The sequence below is a fragment of the Bacillus sp. JZ39 genome, assembly GCF_053903145.1.
This window is the reverse complement of record NZ_CP096389.1, coordinates 3,255,826-3,271,170: the sequence shown is the minus strand read 5'-3', so window position 1 is coordinate 3,271,170 and position 15,345 is coordinate 3,255,826. Positions and strand designations below refer to the sequence as shown.

At 43.2% G+C, this 15,345-nt stretch carries 14 protein-coding genes; 12 read left to right on the top strand and 2 right to left on the bottom strand.

Going from position 1 to position 15,345, the window contains the following annotated elements; all coding sequences use genetic code 11:
• The first annotated feature begins 12 nt into the window (after positions 1-12).
• The 11 genes from eno to M1D65_RS16780 all read left to right on the top strand — a co-directional run bounded on the left by eno (position 13) and on the right by M1D65_RS16780 (position 12,067).
• The gene (gene eno, locus M1D65_RS16830) at positions 13-1,305 is read left to right on the top strand and encodes a phosphopyruvate hydratase (protein ID WP_003228333.1); all 1,293 of its coding nucleotides are present in this window, start codon (positions 13-15) and stop codon (positions 1,303-1,305) included.
• Positions 1,306-1,486: 181 nt separating this feature from the next.
• Positions 1,487-2,764 (top strand): M20/M25/M40 family metallo-hydrolase, encoded by a 1,278-nt coding sequence (locus M1D65_RS16825; RefSeq protein WP_064671579.1) that lies wholly within the window; start codon positions 1,487-1,489, stop codon positions 2,762-2,764.
• 262 nt (positions 2,765-3,026) lie between these two features.
• Positions 3,027-4,361, top strand: a complete 1,335-nt coding sequence (locus tag M1D65_RS16820) for a nucleotide sugar dehydrogenase (protein WP_276354082.1) — start codon at positions 3,027-3,029, stop codon at positions 4,359-4,361.
• A 48-nt stretch (positions 4,362-4,409) separates the two neighbouring features.
• A complete protein-coding gene (locus M1D65_RS16815; RefSeq protein ID WP_032726879.1) occupies positions 4,410-5,540 on the top strand; it encodes a DegT/DnrJ/EryC1/StrS family aminotransferase in 1,131 nt (376 codons plus the stop codon).
• Positions 5,537-6,466: an NAD-dependent epimerase/dehydratase family protein gene (locus M1D65_RS16810; RefSeq protein ID WP_032726878.1), complete on the top strand. Its 930-nt coding sequence runs from the start codon at positions 5,537-5,539 to the stop codon at positions 6,464-6,466. The genes M1D65_RS16815 and M1D65_RS16810 overlap by 4 nt, the downstream gene beginning before the upstream one ends.
• Positions 6,432-7,667 carry an aminotransferase class V-fold PLP-dependent enzyme gene (locus M1D65_RS16805; RefSeq protein ID WP_064671580.1) on the top strand — a complete coding sequence of 412 codons (1,236 nt, stop codon included), beginning with the start codon at positions 6,432-6,434 and terminating at the stop codon, positions 7,665-7,667. The genes M1D65_RS16810 and M1D65_RS16805 overlap by 35 nt, the downstream gene beginning before the upstream one ends.
• Positions 7,668-7,683: 16 nt before the next feature.
• Positions 7,684-8,565, top strand: a complete 882-nt coding sequence (locus tag M1D65_RS16800) for a GNAT family N-acetyltransferase (protein WP_032726876.1) — start codon at positions 7,684-7,686, stop codon at positions 8,563-8,565.
• Positions 8,538-9,296, top strand: a complete 759-nt coding sequence (locus tag M1D65_RS16795; RefSeq protein ID WP_064671581.1) for a WbqC family protein — start codon at positions 8,538-8,540, stop codon at positions 9,294-9,296. The genes M1D65_RS16800 and M1D65_RS16795 overlap by 28 nt, the downstream gene beginning before the upstream one ends.
• Positions 9,259-9,936 carry a PIG-L deacetylase family protein gene (locus tag M1D65_RS16790; RefSeq protein WP_015483702.1) on the top strand — a complete coding sequence of 226 codons (678 nt, stop codon included), beginning with the start codon at positions 9,259-9,261 and terminating at the stop codon, positions 9,934-9,936. The genes M1D65_RS16795 and M1D65_RS16790 overlap by 38 nt, the downstream gene beginning before the upstream one ends.
• A gap of 3 nt (positions 9,937-9,939) precedes the next feature.
• Positions 9,940-10,857 carry a sugar phosphate isomerase/epimerase family protein gene (locus M1D65_RS16785; protein ID WP_064671582.1) on the top strand — a complete coding sequence of 306 codons (918 nt, stop codon included), beginning with the start codon at positions 9,940-9,942 and terminating at the stop codon, positions 10,855-10,857.
• Positions 10,835-12,067 (top strand): MFS transporter, encoded by a 1,233-nt coding sequence (locus M1D65_RS16780; RefSeq protein ID WP_172850029.1) that lies wholly within the window; start codon positions 10,835-10,837, stop codon positions 12,065-12,067. Before M1D65_RS16785 ends, M1D65_RS16780 begins: the two co-directional genes overlap by 23 nt.
• Before the next feature lie 45 nt (positions 12,068-12,112).
• Here the strand turns inward: M1D65_RS16780 and M1D65_RS16775 are convergent, their stop codons facing one another.
• The gene (locus M1D65_RS16775) at positions 12,113-12,574 is read right to left on the bottom strand and encodes a GNAT family N-acetyltransferase (RefSeq protein WP_032726872.1); all 462 of its coding nucleotides are present in this window, start codon (positions 12,572-12,574) and stop codon (positions 12,113-12,115) included.
• A 125-nt stretch (positions 12,575-12,699) separates the two neighbouring features.
• Between M1D65_RS16775 and M1D65_RS16770 the strand changes: the two genes are divergently transcribed.
• The gene (locus tag M1D65_RS16770; RefSeq protein WP_064671585.1) at positions 12,700-14,517 is read left to right on the top strand and encodes a zinc ribbon domain-containing protein; all 1,818 of its coding nucleotides are present in this window, start codon (positions 12,700-12,702) and stop codon (positions 14,515-14,517) included.
• Positions 14,518-14,552: 35 nt separating this feature from the next.
• Here the strand turns inward: M1D65_RS16770 and M1D65_RS16765 are convergent, their stop codons facing one another.
• The gene (locus tag M1D65_RS16765) at positions 14,553-15,251 is read right to left on the bottom strand and encodes a zinc ribbon domain-containing protein (protein WP_032726870.1); all 699 of its coding nucleotides are present in this window, start codon (positions 15,249-15,251) and stop codon (positions 14,553-14,555) included.
• Positions 15,252-15,345: the final 94 nt, after the last annotated feature.

Sequence of the window (15,345 nt, the reverse complement as noted above, 5' to 3'; positions counted from 1 at the left end):
GAGACAAAACTCATGCCATACATTGTTGATGTTTATGCACGCGAAGTATTAGACTCCCGCGGCAACCCAACAGTTGAAGTTGAAGTATATACAGAAACAGGAGCTTTCGGCCGCGCATTAGTGCCAAGCGGAGCTTCTACAGGTGAATACGAAGCGGTTGAGCTTCGTGACGGCGACAAAGACCGTTACCTTGGAAAAGGCGTGTTAACAGCTGTTAACAACGTAAACGAAATCATTGCTCCAGAGCTTCTTGGCTTTGATGTAACTGAACAAAACGCAATCGATCAGCTTTTAATCGAGCTTGACGGTACTGAAAACAAAGGCAAACTTGGTGCGAACGCAATCCTTGGCGTATCTATGGCTTGTGCGCGTGCTGCTGCTGATTTCTTACAGATTCCTCTTTACCAATACCTTGGAGGATTCAACTCAAAAACGCTTCCTGTACCGATGATGAACATCGTAAATGGCGGAGAGCATGCTGATAACAACGTGGATATTCAAGAATTCATGATCATGCCTGTAGGTGCTCCTAACTTCCGTGAAGCACTTCGCATGGGCGCTCAAATCTTCCACAGCCTGAAATCAGTATTAAGCGCAAAAGGCTTAAACACTGCTGTAGGTGACGAAGGCGGATTCGCTCCAAACCTTGGTTCTAACGAAGAAGCACTTCAAACAATCGTTGAAGCAATCGAAAAAGCCGGCTTCAAACCTGGCGAAGAAGTTAAACTTGCTATGGATGCTGCATCTTCTGAGTTCTACAACAAAGAAGACGGCAAATACCATCTGTCTGGCGAAGGCGTTGTGAAAACATCTGCTGAAATGGTTGACTGGTATGAAGAGCTTGTTTCTAAATACCCAATCATCTCTATCGAAGACGGACTTGATGAAAACGACTGGGAAGGCCACAAGCTTCTTACTGAGCGTCTTGGCAAAAAAGTTCAGCTTGTTGGTGACGACCTCTTCGTTACAAACACGAAAAAACTTTCTGAAGGTATTAAAAACGGCGTAGGCAACTCTATCCTGATCAAAGTAAACCAAATCGGTACATTGACTGAAACATTCGATGCGATCGAAATGGCGAAACGCGCAGGCTACACAGCTGTTATCTCTCACCGTTCTGGTGAAACTGAAGACAGCACAATCGCTGACATCGCTGTGGCAACAAACGCAGGACAAATCAAAACAGGTGCTCCGTCTCGTACGGACCGTGTTGCGAAATACAACCAGCTTCTTCGCATCGAAGATCAGTTGGCTGAAACTGCTCAATACCACGGTATCAACTCTTTCTACAACTTAAACAAGTAATAAAAAGACCGCCGAGATAAGTCTCGGCGGCTTTTTTATGCAAACTTTCCTAGCCTCAGCTTTTATTCTCCGCCTATCTCATTACCTCGATTTGGTAACTAATGTTCATTTTGTTGCATTTTAAAGGAATCAAGACAGCAAAACCGAAAAGAAAGGGGTGAATAAGAGGAGGAATGTAAAAATGAAAATGATTTTGATGTCAGCGGCACTGGCTGGAAGCGTCATATGGGGATCTTCAGCTGTACAGGTGAACGGGATACAGTCTCATTCTATTTCTGAGATGGCTCCGTTGTTTGATGAGGAGCATGCATATGAAACCATTCATGAACTGAGTGAGGTCATAGGTCCGAGAGAAACAGGGACAGAGAAAGAAAAAGAAGCAGCGTCATACATATCGAAACGGATTCAAGATGAGGGATTAGCTGTTCGCATTCAGCCATTTCATGTGAAAACATATTATTCTGGTTCAGTAATGGCAGGCGATCATGAATATCCAATACGATCAGCGGATAAGAGCGCTGTGGAAAATGAAGAGAGAGTGGAGGGTGCGGTCTTAGACGGAGGCTATGGGCTCAATCTTGATGAAAAAGAAGCCAAGGGGAAAATCGCCGTTATGAGAGAGGGAAAAATATCAGTATCTCAGAAATTAAAAAACGCCCAAGATGCCGGCGCAAAGGCTGTCATTATTTATAACAGCAAGACAAAGCCTCTCGCTATCCGACCGGTAAAACCAAAACATATCACGGTACCGGCTGCCGGAATGAAAAAAGAAGACGGGGAAGCTTTACTGAAAGAAAAGCAGGCTGTCATTCAATTTAAAAACTATCGAAACCGCACTTCACAAAACATAATAGGGACACGCAAAGCGCAGCACACAAAACACCCGGATATTCTTTATGTAACTGCGCATTATGACACAGTTAAAGATGCACCTGGGGCTGATGATAATGCATCAGGCACATCCGCCGTATTAGAGATGATTGAGCAAAGCAAGCACCTTCCCAAAAACAAAGAAATCCGTTTTATCTTTTTCGGAGCTGAAGAGCTGTGGTCAGCGGGTTCCTCATATTATGTCAGTACGCTTACCTCGGATGAAATCAAACACAGCCGTGCAAACTTTAATGCTGATATGATTGCGACTGACTGGAAAGACGCAAGCCAAATGTATATAACGACCCCGGATGGCAAGAAAAATGCAAGTGTCAATTATGCGGTGAATGCTGCCCAGAGAGCAAAGCTTAAAGCACCTCGTCTCACACAGCTGGGATACTCTGATCACGTGTCATTTTATGAAGCGGGCATACCTTCGGCTAATTGGATTTGGCTCAGTCCGGATACGCAAGAGCCTGGGCCATGGTATCACACCGAAAAAGACAACATCGCACATATCAGCAAAGAAAGATTGAACGAAGCGGGACAGCTCTTGTTATCTGCTGTACAAGAGGCAAATATAGATTAAAAAAACAGGCCTCGGCCTGTTTTTGAAATTTTCTATATATTCTTTCAAATAGAGGAAATATTCTCATTATCCCCCTGATAAATACCTTTTCTTAGGCACAAAAAATTCCACTTAATAGTAAATCGCATCATAATGCCCTACCAAATAAAAGGAGACAAAGCCCATTTACCGTTTTTTTACTTTTGTTATAATTGCAGTATCGATCGATAATTGTTTAATTATGTAAAAATATATCCTTTTCTATCTTATAGGGGGTCCAAAAATGAATCCTGTCACAAAAGAAGCTCGAAACCTCAGTCATAAGCTGCTTTTAGAATTGATTGAAACAAAACAGGCTGTTGTAGGTGTATTGGGGATGGGATATGTGGGTTTTCCTCTTGCATTAGAATGTGTCAATAAAGGATACAACGTCATCGGCTTTGATAGGAACAGCGAAAAAGTTTCTTTGCTGAAAGACGGGCACAGCCATATTCGAGATGTAGACGATAGCCAATTAAAAGAGGCACTTCACACAGAGCGTTTTCAAGTGAGTGAGAATATGTCTCTCATAGAACACTGCGACATTATTGTGATATGTGTTCCGACACCTTTGAACAAAAAAGATAAGATACCCGACCTTAGCTATATAGACAGTGCAGTTGACACCATGCTGGCTTACGGAAGGCCAAATCAGCTTTTAATTTTAGAAAGTACAACCTACCCGGGCACAACAAAACAAAAAATTGCTGACAGAATGGCAGCAGGGCGGCAGGTCAACATAGGCTCCGATTTCTTTATAGCTTATTCACCTGAACGAATTGATCCTGGGAACAGCCATTACGAAGTCGCCGATATCCCTAAAGTGGTCGGCGGAATGACCCGGACTTGCACAAAACTTGCCTCAGCGTTTTACAACACCATCGTTACAAGCATTCATCCAGTAACCTCACCTGAAGTAGCAGAAACAGCTAAACTCCTAGAGAATACCTACCGTTATGTAAATATAGCTCTCATCAATGAAATGGCACTCAATTGCCGAGAACTTGATATTGATATATGGGAAGTGATCAATGCGGCAGACACGAAGCCGTTCGGGTTTCAAAAATTCAGCCCGGGCCCTGGTGTAGGCGGCCATTGCATACCGATTGATCCTTTTTATTTTAAATGGATAGCTAACCAAAAGGGATTGCAGACAAAGCTGATTGATTTAGCGGATGAAATCAATTCTGAAATGCCATTTTCAGTGTCCGACTATGCCATGAAACTGGTTGATAAAGAACACTGCAATATTTTATTAATAGGTGCTGCTTATAAAAAAAATACCAATGATTCTCGTGAGTCTTCTGCATTTGCAATTATCGATGATTTAATGAAAAAGGGATGCATGATAGATTACTATGATCCTTTTATCAGTGAAATCTGCCTGGAAGACGGCAGCATCAAGCACTCCGTCCCTTTCACCAAGGAGCAGATCAACCAATATGATGTCGTTATTATTCATACCGATCATGATGATATCAATTACAGTATATTGCAGGATACAGCGCCTATTATTTTCGACACGAGAAACATTTGCAGAGAAAAAATAGCTGATAATGCAAAGCTTGTCACACTATAGGAGGGAACTGTCATTAGTAAACAATTTATCTCTTTTCACAGACCTGATATGACAAACGAAGAATTGGAAACTGTAGCTGAAACGATCAAGTCGGGGTGGATTTCAAAAGGTCCGAAGGTGATTGAATTTGAGAAAAAGCTTGGCGAATGTCTGGGAGCGGAGCACGTAATCAGCTGTAATTCAGGAACTGCTGCCTTACACATGGCTTTGCTTGCACTCGGTGTAGGAGAAGGAGATGAAGTCATTGTTCCAAGCTTCACGTTTTGTTCAAGTGTAAACGTCATTTTGCATGTAGGAGCAACCCCGGTGTTTGCCGACATTTGTGAGGATAGTTTATGTATAGATCCGGAAGATGTCAGACAAAAGCTTTCACCGCGGACAAAAGCGGTCATTGCGGTCCATTTTGCAGGTTATCCGGCAAATTTGGATGAGCTTAGCAGCATATGCAAGGAAAATGGACTGTACTTGATTGAAGATGCCGCACACGCGCTTGGGACAAGGTATAACGAGAAGATGATCGGCACACATGGAGATGCCGTATGCTTCAGCTTTTATGCCACCAAAAATATAACGACGGGAGAAGGGGGAGCTCTTATTCTTAAGGATGAAGAGGCTGCCGAAAGAGCAAGACTGTATGGATGGCATGGCATTACAAAAAATGCTTGGAATCGATACGGTGAAAAGGGCAGCTGGCGATATGATGTTTTACTTCCCGGCTTTAAGTACAACATGACAGATATCCAGGCTGCTCTTGGGCTCATTCAATTGAAACGGGCTGCTGAGATCCAAGAAAAACGGACCAGAATCGCAAACTATTATGCGTCTGAGCTTATCAATCATCCAGAAAGAGCAGAACTTCCTTTAACAGACATCCCAAGCCATATCACACATTCCTGGCATTTGTTCATTCTGCGGGTGAAAAAACACGGAGAAATGGACCGAGACCAGTTTATTGAAGAGATGAAAGCGAAGCATATTGGGTTGAGTGTCCACTTTATCCCTGTGCATATGCATCCCTACTATAGAGAGCATTTTCCTGCAAAGCTGCCGGTAACTGAACGCATCTTTCCTGAAATTGTATCGCTGCCTCTTTATAGCCAATTATCGAAGGAAGATTGTCAATACATCGTTCAATCAATTAAAGATGTTTTATCTTTAAGCCAGGAGGTCGGACAATGAAACACATTGCTATCTTAGGCGGAGCAGGTTTTATAGGAAGTGAATTAGCGGGGGTATTACAGAAGAAAGGCTATCATACGATCATCGCTGATCAAAAAAAGCCGGATTTTCAGGCAGAATTCCGCCAAACCAATATTTTAGACCGTCAATCGCTTCGGGAATCATTAAAAGGAGCAGATGCTGTCGTTCATTTAGCGGCAATGGTCGGAGTAGACAGCTGTCGCAGCAATGAAGAGGACGTAATCAAGGTGAATTTTGAAGGAACAAAAAACGTAACGGAGGTATGCAAGGAGCTGGGGATCAAGACCCTTCTTTTTTCCTCCAGCTCAGAAGTGTTCGGAGATTCGCCAGATTATCCATATACGGAATCAAGCCAGAAGCTCCCTAAATCCGCTTATGGAAAAGCAAAATTAAAGTCTGAGGAATATTTGAAGGAGCAGGCATCAGCCTCACTGCATGTCAGAGTTGTCCGATACTTTAATGTGTACGGCCCGAAGCAGCGTCAGGACTTTGTCATAAACAAGTTCTTCAGTTTGGCCGAAGCTGGCGCGGAGCTTCCTCTTTACGGAGACGGCGGCCAAATCAGATGCTTCAGCTACATTAGTGATATCGTGAACGGAACATACCTGGCGCTGCTGCACAAAGGGAGTGCCTATGAAGATTTCAACATAGGAAACGATCTGCCAATCAGCATAAAAGGACTGGCAGAGAAAATCAACGTGATGACTGGCAGGGAGAAAGAGCATTATACATTTAAAAAGCTGGGCGAGGATGGTGTCCGGGGGAAAGACATTGAAATTTTCAAACGTGCTCCTTCGATCGAGAAGGCAAAGCGTCTGCTTGGATATGCTCCTAAAATTAACCTAGATGAAGGCCTGAGGCTGATTAAAGTTGAAAGACAAAAACAAAAACTTCCATTATCCTGAAAACCCCAAACAGATCAAGTTTCCGATTTATCCGGGGCAGCTTTCAGGCAGAAGTTTTTTCACCCACTTAATCTCAGCTAAAAGAACAACGTTGGCAGAAAAATTGGAAAAACGCTATGGAAAGAGCATCGAATTGACTTCGAGTGGAAGCGCGGCGTTGGCGCTTGCATTGACATTATCCGGAGCGGGGCCTGGAAAAGAAGTGATTTTTTCATCATTTAGCTGTCCAAATGTAATTGATGCTGTGCTTCAAACCGGAGCTTCCCCAGTGTTTGCCAATCTGGATGATGATTTGTCCCTATCCTTCGAAGACGTGAAAAACAAAGTGACCGAGAGGACGTGCGCTGTGATTTTAACGCACGTTTACGGCCGGCAGGAAAACATGAAACTTATCGAGTGGGCGAAAGAAAAGCGTATTCGTGTCATTGACGATGCCGCTCAGGCCATGTTTACAAAACAAGATGGAACCTTTGCAGGCGGTTTGGGGGATTTCGGCATCTTGAGCTTTGGACCCTCAAAGCCCCTCGGCAGTATAGGGGGCGGAGCGTTAATCGCCCGAAAAGAAGTTCTGGACAAAAACGCCAGGCTGCCGATGGAACAGCGAAAGCAAGTCAATGCTGATTATGATGCTTATATGAGACAGCAGCGAATACAGGCTTTGATGAGATCTAGGACTCTATCTTTCTTATTCAGAAAAACGGGTGTTCAGACCTCTATGAAAACGAGCAAGCTTGAAGTCCTTCCGAAAAAACCTGCTACTGTCCCTTTATTGCGAATGCATCCGGTAAGGCAAGCCATTATCGAATACCAGCTGTCAAAGATGGAGCGGCTGGTGAGAGACTCATCTAGAAATTTGGAGACGGCAAGATACATTTTTGCACGGGCAGAAGAGTTATACGGGATCAAGATGATTCAGCCGCAGGAGGGAGAAAGCCTGAACTATTTGACAATCGTCTTCCCTCATGAAGGGGAAAGGTACGACTGCTCTGCTTATTTAGCGGCAAAAGGGATTCAAACCTGCTGGAACTACCTTCCGCTTCACCTTATTCCGCTGTATCAGCCTTATTCACGGCATGAGGATGAACATTCTCTGTGGAAAAGGGTTCTTTCACTGCCGTTCAAACCGCCTCTTGGCACAGAGCAGGTGAAGTATATTGCTGAAACCGTTTTAGCGTATGCAGAGCAAAAGAATAAGAAATGAATGTTGGTGATATATCATGCAAAAAACAGCATTTTCCGTAACGCCTCAGGCTTGGGAACGGGCTGCTGGCATTTTTCAGGCTGGATTGTTTCAAAGCTATGATTGGGGGAAGCTCATGGAGGAGCTCCCCAATACCTCGTTTCACCCTGTTAAGCTGACATCGGACGGCGGACAAGTGATATATGTTCCGGTGTTTGAGCAGAATGGCTTGCTCAGCGGGAATATGATAGGATACGGCGGCGTCATTTCAGACCGTCCGATTTCATTTGAATGGCTGCAAAGCGAAATCAAGGCTTTATTTGGACAGAAATTATCGCGGCTCCTGCTTCCGCATGGCCAAACTTCTTTTATCGAAGAAACGGGAGAACATTGGGCGGAAAAAGCCACACACATATTGCCGCTTCCCGATACATTTGAAGAGCTATGGACAAACTGTTCAGGAAAAGCCCGGACTGCCGTCAGATATGCGGAAAAGAAAAATGTGTCCGTCCGCCTTATCGGACAAGAATCACTCTCTGAGTTTTACGAATTGTATAAGGCGCATACAGCAGCTATCGGCGCAGCCTATATGCTGAGTCAGGATTTTTTTCAAAAGCTGCTAGAAAGCCTTGGAAGGCAAGTCTTTTGGGTGGGGGCGTTTCTTGAAGCTGACATGATCAGCAGCAGTATTTTTCTATATGACCATTCCCATTTCTATTATTGGCAGAATGTAAACAGCCCTGCCGGAAAAGAAACGCAGGCCTCTTATTTGCTGATGCGGAACGCTTTATCATTCGCCATCGGCAAGAAACTGCAATGGGTTGATTTTGGATATTCCCACAGTAAAGAAATTGCCAGACCGAAACGATATTGGGGAGCTGAAGAGAAACGATGTCGACATTTCACAGAAACGGAGTAAAAGTGGTAAGCGGCCATCAGTCCAGTTATCTCCCCTGGTATGGTTTTTTTGAAAAAATCCATAAATCAGATGTATTTGCCATTCACGATACAGCCCAGTTTGAGAAAAAGGGATTTCTCAATCGGAACAGAATCAAGACTTCCCAAGGCCCCATGTGGCTGACTGTTCCTTTGCAGATGAAAAATTATAAGGATATCGAGCTTCGTGATATGAAAATCGACCAAGAGCAGGACTGGCGGAAGAAACACTGGATGGCGATTAAAATGAATTATGCGAAGGCTCCCTATTTCGAGGAATATCAAATGTTTTTTAAAGATGTCTATCAGCGTGAATGGGAGTATCTTCATGATTTAAATATGTTCATCATTAATTTTTTTCTGCGGGAACTTCGCATATCGACGCCAATTTGCTATGTGTCGGAGCTCGAATGCCGTAATGAAAAAAAGAGTGATTTTGTGCTCGCGCTTTGTAAAGAACTTGGAGCTGATCACTATTATTCAGGCAGCCAAGGATCAGACTATTTAATAGAAAGTGATTTTGATAGAAGCGGAATTACAATCGAATACCAGCAAATCAGGGCCATCCATTATCCGCAGTTGTTCGGAGAGCACATTCCTCATCTCTCTATGCTTGATATGCTTATGAACTGCGGCGCGGATATTTGCGAGACGTTAATCAAAGGGGGACAATATGATGAAAGTAATGGTATTTGCGGCGCACCCGGACGATGAAATTATCGGCGTCGGCGGAGCGTTGGCGAAACATGTCCGTCAAGGAGACAGTGTGTCGGCTGTCATTATGGCTGAAGGAAAATCGTCTAGAAAAGAAGACTATGAAAAACCTTGTGATTCAATCATGCAGCATTCCTATAGTGAAACGGAACAAGCGCTTAGCACGCTCGGCATAAGCGATTTTGTCAGGTTAAATCTTCCTGATAACAGGCTGGATTCAATGGATTTGCTGGATGTCGTAAAAGAGGCAGAAAAACAAATTGAACGGTTTCAGCCCGATATTGTATATACACAATACGGCGGTGATATTAATATTGACCATGCCGTCGTATTCAGAGCGGTGATGACGGCAACCCGCCCGCTTCCAGGTCATTCCGTAAAACAGGTTCTGGCATACGAGACCTTATCCTCGACAGAGTGGAACTACTTGAAGAAGGATCAATTCCATGCGAATTTCTTCATTAATATAGAAGAAGAGCTTGAATTGAAGCTGAAGGCCATGGCGTGCTATGATTCGGAGCTGAGGGATTTCCCGCATCCGCGATCCTTGCAAGCGATAGAAAATAACGCATACGTATGGGGAGCTAAATCGGGTTTTTCTGCAGCAGAAGCATTTATGCTTGTGAGAGGAACGTGGTGACGGATGATTGCGCAAATACCGTTTTTCGGGTTAGACCCGAAGCAAATCGATAAAAAGTGGGTCGAAGCAGGATACGGTCTTGAAGCCAACATCTTCGACGGAAAGTCGTTTGAAGAAACCGATTATGTGAAAACCTTCAAGCGGACACTTGATTACACTAAACAGCTTGAGCTGTCATTATTGACACTTCATTTTCCCACCGACAATGCGGATTATGTTCACGAAGCGCATATAAAGGACCGTCTGCTGCATTTTGCAGAGCTTGCGGATATGTACGGCGCTAAGGGCATAACTGTTCATGCCAATCAATTTATGTCCGTTGAAGAATTTCAAAGCTATGACTTAGAAGGAAACCGCAGAAAAGTGATTGAATTTTTTGCGGCGTTTGATGATGAGCTGAAAGGAACAGATATATGGATTGGAGTCGAAAATCTACCGATTATCGGGAATCTGGGCGAAGACTTTGACCCGATATTTATTTATCCTGAGGATTTTGAGGAGTTGGTTCAGCTCGGTTTAAAACATGTCGGCATTACATGGGATCTGTGTCATTGGGCCATTACCTATCAGACACATCTGTCATCATCACTTATGTTCAGGGATGAAAAGCTGAGATACCCTGATTTTTTTCAGTTTCTTTCCTTAAAGGACAGCATTAAACATTATCATTTCAGTTCGTTTCGCCAGCTAGCCTTCCCGCATGGTGATGTCCGCTGTTTTGAAGGGCGTCATCCCGCTGAAGGAACGATTAATGAACCGTTGCTCAGACAAGCGGCGGAGATGTTAAAGGAGATACACCGCGGGGATGGCACGGGTATCGTATTTGAAGTGATGGAAGAGGACTATACACAAAGAAAAGAATCATGGAGAACATTAGAATGGTTCGGCGGTGCTTCTGATGAAGAAAAAAAGCGGACGTAATTCGGCATATCGAACACCAAATTATGCAAAGCTTTGGTCTGCACAAGTATTTTCCTCCGCGGCGGATGGCGTCTGGCTCATCGCGCTTCCGCTTCTAGTGCTCGATTTGACCGGAAGCAAAATATTGGTCGGGGTAATCTCTTTTATCGAGCTCGTTCCATTGACATTCGGAATGTTTACCGGACCTTTAATTGATTCATTACGAAAAAAATCCATATTGTATGTGTGTAATACCGGAAGAGCAGTCATCATGATTCTCTTGGCAGTCCTTAGTGCGAACGGTTTGTTAACTGTATGGATCATTGGTATATGCGCATTTTGTTTATCGCTGCAATCGATGCTCTTTTCCCCGGCGAAAGTGGCGCTTATTCCGCTGCTTGTCCCTCAGAAACATCTCGATCAGGCGACTTCATTAATTAACACTAGCGAACTTATTGGTCTGATCGTCGGAAAGCTGATTAGCGGCGTTTTGATTGCGGCGATTCCGTTTGGGCTACTGTTTCTCATAAATGGGACGGCATTTTTCGTATCCGCTGCATTGATTGCCCTTATTCACATTTCAGAATCTGCCGGCCTAAAAAGCAAAGGGGCAGAAGCCCTTAAGACAGGCTACAGAATGCTGAAGGGCAACTCATCTTGGATGACTGCTGTCGGTTATTTTTTTATCGTAAATCTTGTCATTGCCGGGTTTATTTCTGTAATGGGGCCGATTCTTGCAGTGGAACGTTTTCATGAGAACTATTCCGTATGGTTCGCCATCATGTATTCAATGTTTCAGGGCGGAATGCTCTTAGGGAATCTTGCTGTATTTTTCAAGTGGAATACGAAGCGGCTAGAACGGCTTTATCCCAGAACTTTAACAGCGGTAGGGCTGCTCATTATGTTTTTGTTTTTTCCGCTTAGCGGGCTGGAATGTGCCATTTTTTTGGTGCTGGGCGTCATCATCTCCTATATTGATGTGCAAACGGTTCTGTATTTTCAAAAGACGGTTCCGACTGAATACTTCGGAAGAATATTCGCGCTTATTTTTTCTATCGTAAAGATGGGAGAACCTCTTTCAGCAGCTGTTTACACAGTGCTTCTTGTGTTTATGGACGCTGATTATATTTTTCTGGCTGTCGGTCTGACTCTCGTCCTGACTTTTTTTATACTGTCAGTGAGGAAAGGAATGCAGCGGGATACCGGAAAAAAAGCGAATCAGTTTTTTTAATTTCTATATAAAAGAGCTGCCGATGATCATGCGGCAGCTCTTTTATTAAAGATCCAAATAAAGCCTCACCATATCGCGGCATTGAATCCCGTTTTCAAAAATGTCCTCATCATAATGTCTGAGAAAGAAATCGTGGTCGATCGCCTGAATGCGGAATCCGCATTTTTGATAGAGGGAAAGCTGATGAATGCTCGAATTCCCCGTGCCGATTTCAATCGTGTCCGCCCCCAGCTCCTTCGCTTTTTCGATGGCGTCAAGTACAAGCTGTTTGCCAAAGCCCTTCTTCTGAAGAGATTCTTTTACCGCAATATTTACAATTTCAACTGTTTGCGGCCTTGTTTTTAGCAATACATAAACACCTGCAAGCTCATCACCGGCCCAAGCTGTGTAACATTCTCCCCTCTCAAGATATTCATCTACAATGTCTTTCGATGGATCGGCGAGCAGCAATAGATCATATAATTCGTCATTTTTTTCTTCTCCTAATTCAATCCTGAGCTTTTGCATATTCGTACCACCTTTTTAGTCTGATAGACATTTAATTTTTTCATTCGTTCCCAATTTCATTCTGTTTTATTATAAAATATGAAAAGCAGTAAATGTTATCAAATTAGTAGAATAGGAGGAAAGTCATGTTTTTTTGTAAGAATTGCGGCTCCCAGAATAATGAAGGAGCCAAGTTTTGTAAACAATGCGGCACCCCGATCGGAGGGGGCAGCAAACAGGCAAATCAAGAAACAGCTAGCACTGCAGAAACAAGGCAGGCTCCGCGAAAACCGATCCCTAAGAAAACCATCATTTTATGGAGCAGCATTGCCGCGGCGTGCGTTATATTATTCGCCGCATATAAAACCGGAGCGTATTTTACTTCAAAGGATAGGTTAGTAGACAAGTTTGAACAGGCCGTAAATGATGGGGATCAGGACCAAATCGCGACTCTGCTTACACCGGTAAATGACAATCTTAAACTCACTAAAAATAATGTAAAACCGTTTCTTACATATTTGAAGGATCATCCAGACAAAAAAGATGAACTTTTTGCATCGCTCCGTGAGGAAACAGCCCAGAAGGATATCGTATACGCAGAAAAAGACGGAAAAAGCCTGCTGGTATTTGACCATTACGACTTAAAGGTAGCACCTGTTTATTTTGAAGTGACCAGCAATTATAAAAATACCGATTTATATGTCAATAAAGAGGAAGCCGGATCTGTAAAGAAAGCAGATCAAGCACAAACCCTCGGTCCGTACATTCCCGGCGAATATACAGTCTCAGCCAAACTGAAAAACGATGTCGTTGACCTTGTGAAAAAGGAAGACATTCAGGCGGTTGGCGATAACAGCTTTCGTGTTGATCTCTCATTGGAAGCAGACGATGTGACATTCAGCTTAGCGGATGACATCAAGAGCGGGAAGGGAGATTTGCTGATTAACGGCAAGTCGATTCATAAAGACCCATTCAAATCCGTAACATACGGTCCGCTGCTGACAGATGGATCAATGACAGCTTCAGTCGAGGCAGAATTTCCGTGGGGAAAAACAAAAACTGCCGGCGTTCCGATCGATGATAAAGAAATGGAGTTAACGTTAATTCCTGATCAAGATACACAGGAACAGATTATGAACACAATTGTCAAAACAACAAAACAATACTCCAAAGCTCTATCTGATGGGAATACAGCCCAGATGACAGAGGCAAGTGCCAATTGGAAGACAGAGACGAAGGACACCGTTGATTCTATGAAAAGCGCGGATTCATACTTAAAAGATAGATACTTGGAAACTGATTTTGACCTGGACACATTTGCCCTCTCTCAGAAAAACGACGGAACGTGGCAGGTATCGGTAACAGGAAAAGAACTTCACCAGTCTTCTTCGTATAACGACTATACAAAATCTGAAATGACTGACGACAGTCCGAGTTATGAATATCTTCTTTCATATGATAAAAAACAGAAAAAGTGGATTTTCGAAGATGCAGAATCAACATTCCAATCTGCAGGCACAAATATAAAGAAAATCAAAAATGATAAACCAGAGACATACACTTCCGCCTGGGCTGGCTCGAAAAACAAAGGCAGTGAAAGCTCTGCAAGCGGCGATGTTACAGATGAACAAGTGACATTATTTATGGGCAGTTATCTGCAAAGTCAGGCAGATGCCGTGAATCAAAATAATTTCTCACTGATGGAAGACAGCCTTGAAAAAGGCAGTTCCCTTTATTCCGACCAGCAGCATCTCGTGTCGAAATTAAATAAAGAGGGGACAACAGAAGACTTTAATAACTATGAAGTGAAAAGCTGGAGCCAAAATGGGTCGGCTATCACGATTAAGACGTATGAAGAATTCTACATCACAAAATCAGGCGGCAGTCCAAAGCTCAGAACATATAACTGGACCTATACCGGCGTAGTGAAGAACGGAAGAATTTACTTAACGTCTATTCAATAAAACAACCCCATCACCAGCAGGTGATGGGGTTGTTTTTAAAAGAGCATATAACGGAAAATTTCTTTGACATAGTGTTCGATAATAAGCTGAAATGTAACGCAGATGATCAGATAAATCACAATCGTTGAGTAAATGACATCAACCTTCCCTTTATATGAATGCTGGTAACTGCCCAGCATCGCAGGAGGAATGGCGAAGAATGCACCGATTAAACCAACGGCTAATATGGTAAAGCAAATGTCTGTATGTAATAAAAAGAAGAAAAGGGCAAGAATCAAAATAGCCGTAAAAGGAATGAGAAACGCTCCGAATCTTGAGAATGAATCCTTGAAAGACACTTGGTTTCCCGCGATTTTCAGGGCGAAAAAGATGCATGCATGCAGGCCTAATAGAAATAAAATAAAATAAATGGTTGGCTCTAAGAAGATTGCTGTAAAGCTTACGCTTCCGGGACCGTCTGAAAAAAGAATATAAAACATCAAAGGGGTCAGCAAACTGAAAAGAACCATCGTAATGATTGCGCTGATCAGCTGCTCTCCGCCTGTTGTTTTACATTCCTGATAAGGGCGTTTCAGGACGGATAAGACAAATGAGCCGAACTGTTTTGCTGCTTGCTTTGCAGCGGCTCCAGTTTGAGCTGCATGCTGGTGGCCTGATTGACCGGGGAGCGGTGATCCGCATTTCTCACAAAAATTTCCGCCATCTGTTTGATGGCCGCATTGAGGACAATACATAAAATAACTCCTTTATCTGTAATATAGGGAAAATAGACTGATAGTTTTATTATAAAAGAAAAAAGTTGTAAAGTAATCAATATTCATACAAAAA

What these genes read in the sequence shown, in the direction of transcription:
- eno (WP_003228333.1), top strand. Translation starts at nt 13, where the DNA reads ATGCCATACATTGTTGATGTTTATGCACGCGAAGTATTAGACTCCCGC.
- M1D65_RS16790 (WP_015483702.1), top strand. Translation starts at nt 9,259, where the DNA reads ATGAAAGTAATGGTATTTGCGGCGCACCCGGACGATGAAATTATCGGC.
- M1D65_RS16815 (WP_032726879.1), top strand. Translation starts at nt 4,410, where the DNA reads ATGACAAACGAAGAATTGGAAACTGTAGCTGAAACGATCAAGTCGGGG.
- M1D65_RS16780 (WP_172850029.1), top strand. Translation starts at nt 10,835, where the DNA reads ATGAAGAAAAAAAGCGGACGTAATTCGGCATATCGAACACCAAATTAT.
- M1D65_RS16800 (WP_032726876.1), top strand. Translation starts at nt 7,684, where the DNA reads ATGCAAAAAACAGCATTTTCCGTAACGCCTCAGGCTTGGGAACGGGCT.
- M1D65_RS16770 (WP_064671585.1), top strand. Translation starts at nt 12,700, where the DNA reads ATGTTTTTTTGTAAGAATTGCGGCTCCCAGAATAATGAAGGAGCCAAG.
- M1D65_RS16825 (WP_064671579.1), top strand. Translation starts at nt 1,487, where the DNA reads ATGAAAATGATTTTGATGTCAGCGGCACTGGCTGGAAGCGTCATATGG.
- M1D65_RS16820 (WP_276354082.1), top strand. Translation starts at nt 3,027, where the DNA reads ATGAATCCTGTCACAAAAGAAGCTCGAAACCTCAGTCATAAGCTGCTT.
- M1D65_RS16775 (WP_032726872.1), bottom strand. Translation starts at nt 12,574, where the DNA reads ATGCAAAAGCTCAGGATTGAATTAGGAGAAGAAAAAAATGACGAATTA.
- M1D65_RS16785 (WP_064671582.1), top strand. Translation starts at nt 9,940, where the DNA reads ATGATTGCGCAAATACCGTTTTTCGGGTTAGACCCGAAGCAAATCGAT.
- M1D65_RS16810 (WP_032726878.1), top strand. Translation starts at nt 5,537, where the DNA reads ATGAAACACATTGCTATCTTAGGCGGAGCAGGTTTTATAGGAAGTGAA.
- M1D65_RS16765 (WP_032726870.1), bottom strand. Translation starts at nt 15,251, where the DNA reads ATGTATTGTCCTCAATGCGGCCATCAAACAGATGGCGGAAATTTTTGT.
- M1D65_RS16795 (WP_064671581.1), top strand. Translation starts at nt 8,538, where the DNA reads ATGTCGACATTTCACAGAAACGGAGTAAAAGTGGTAAGCGGCCATCAG.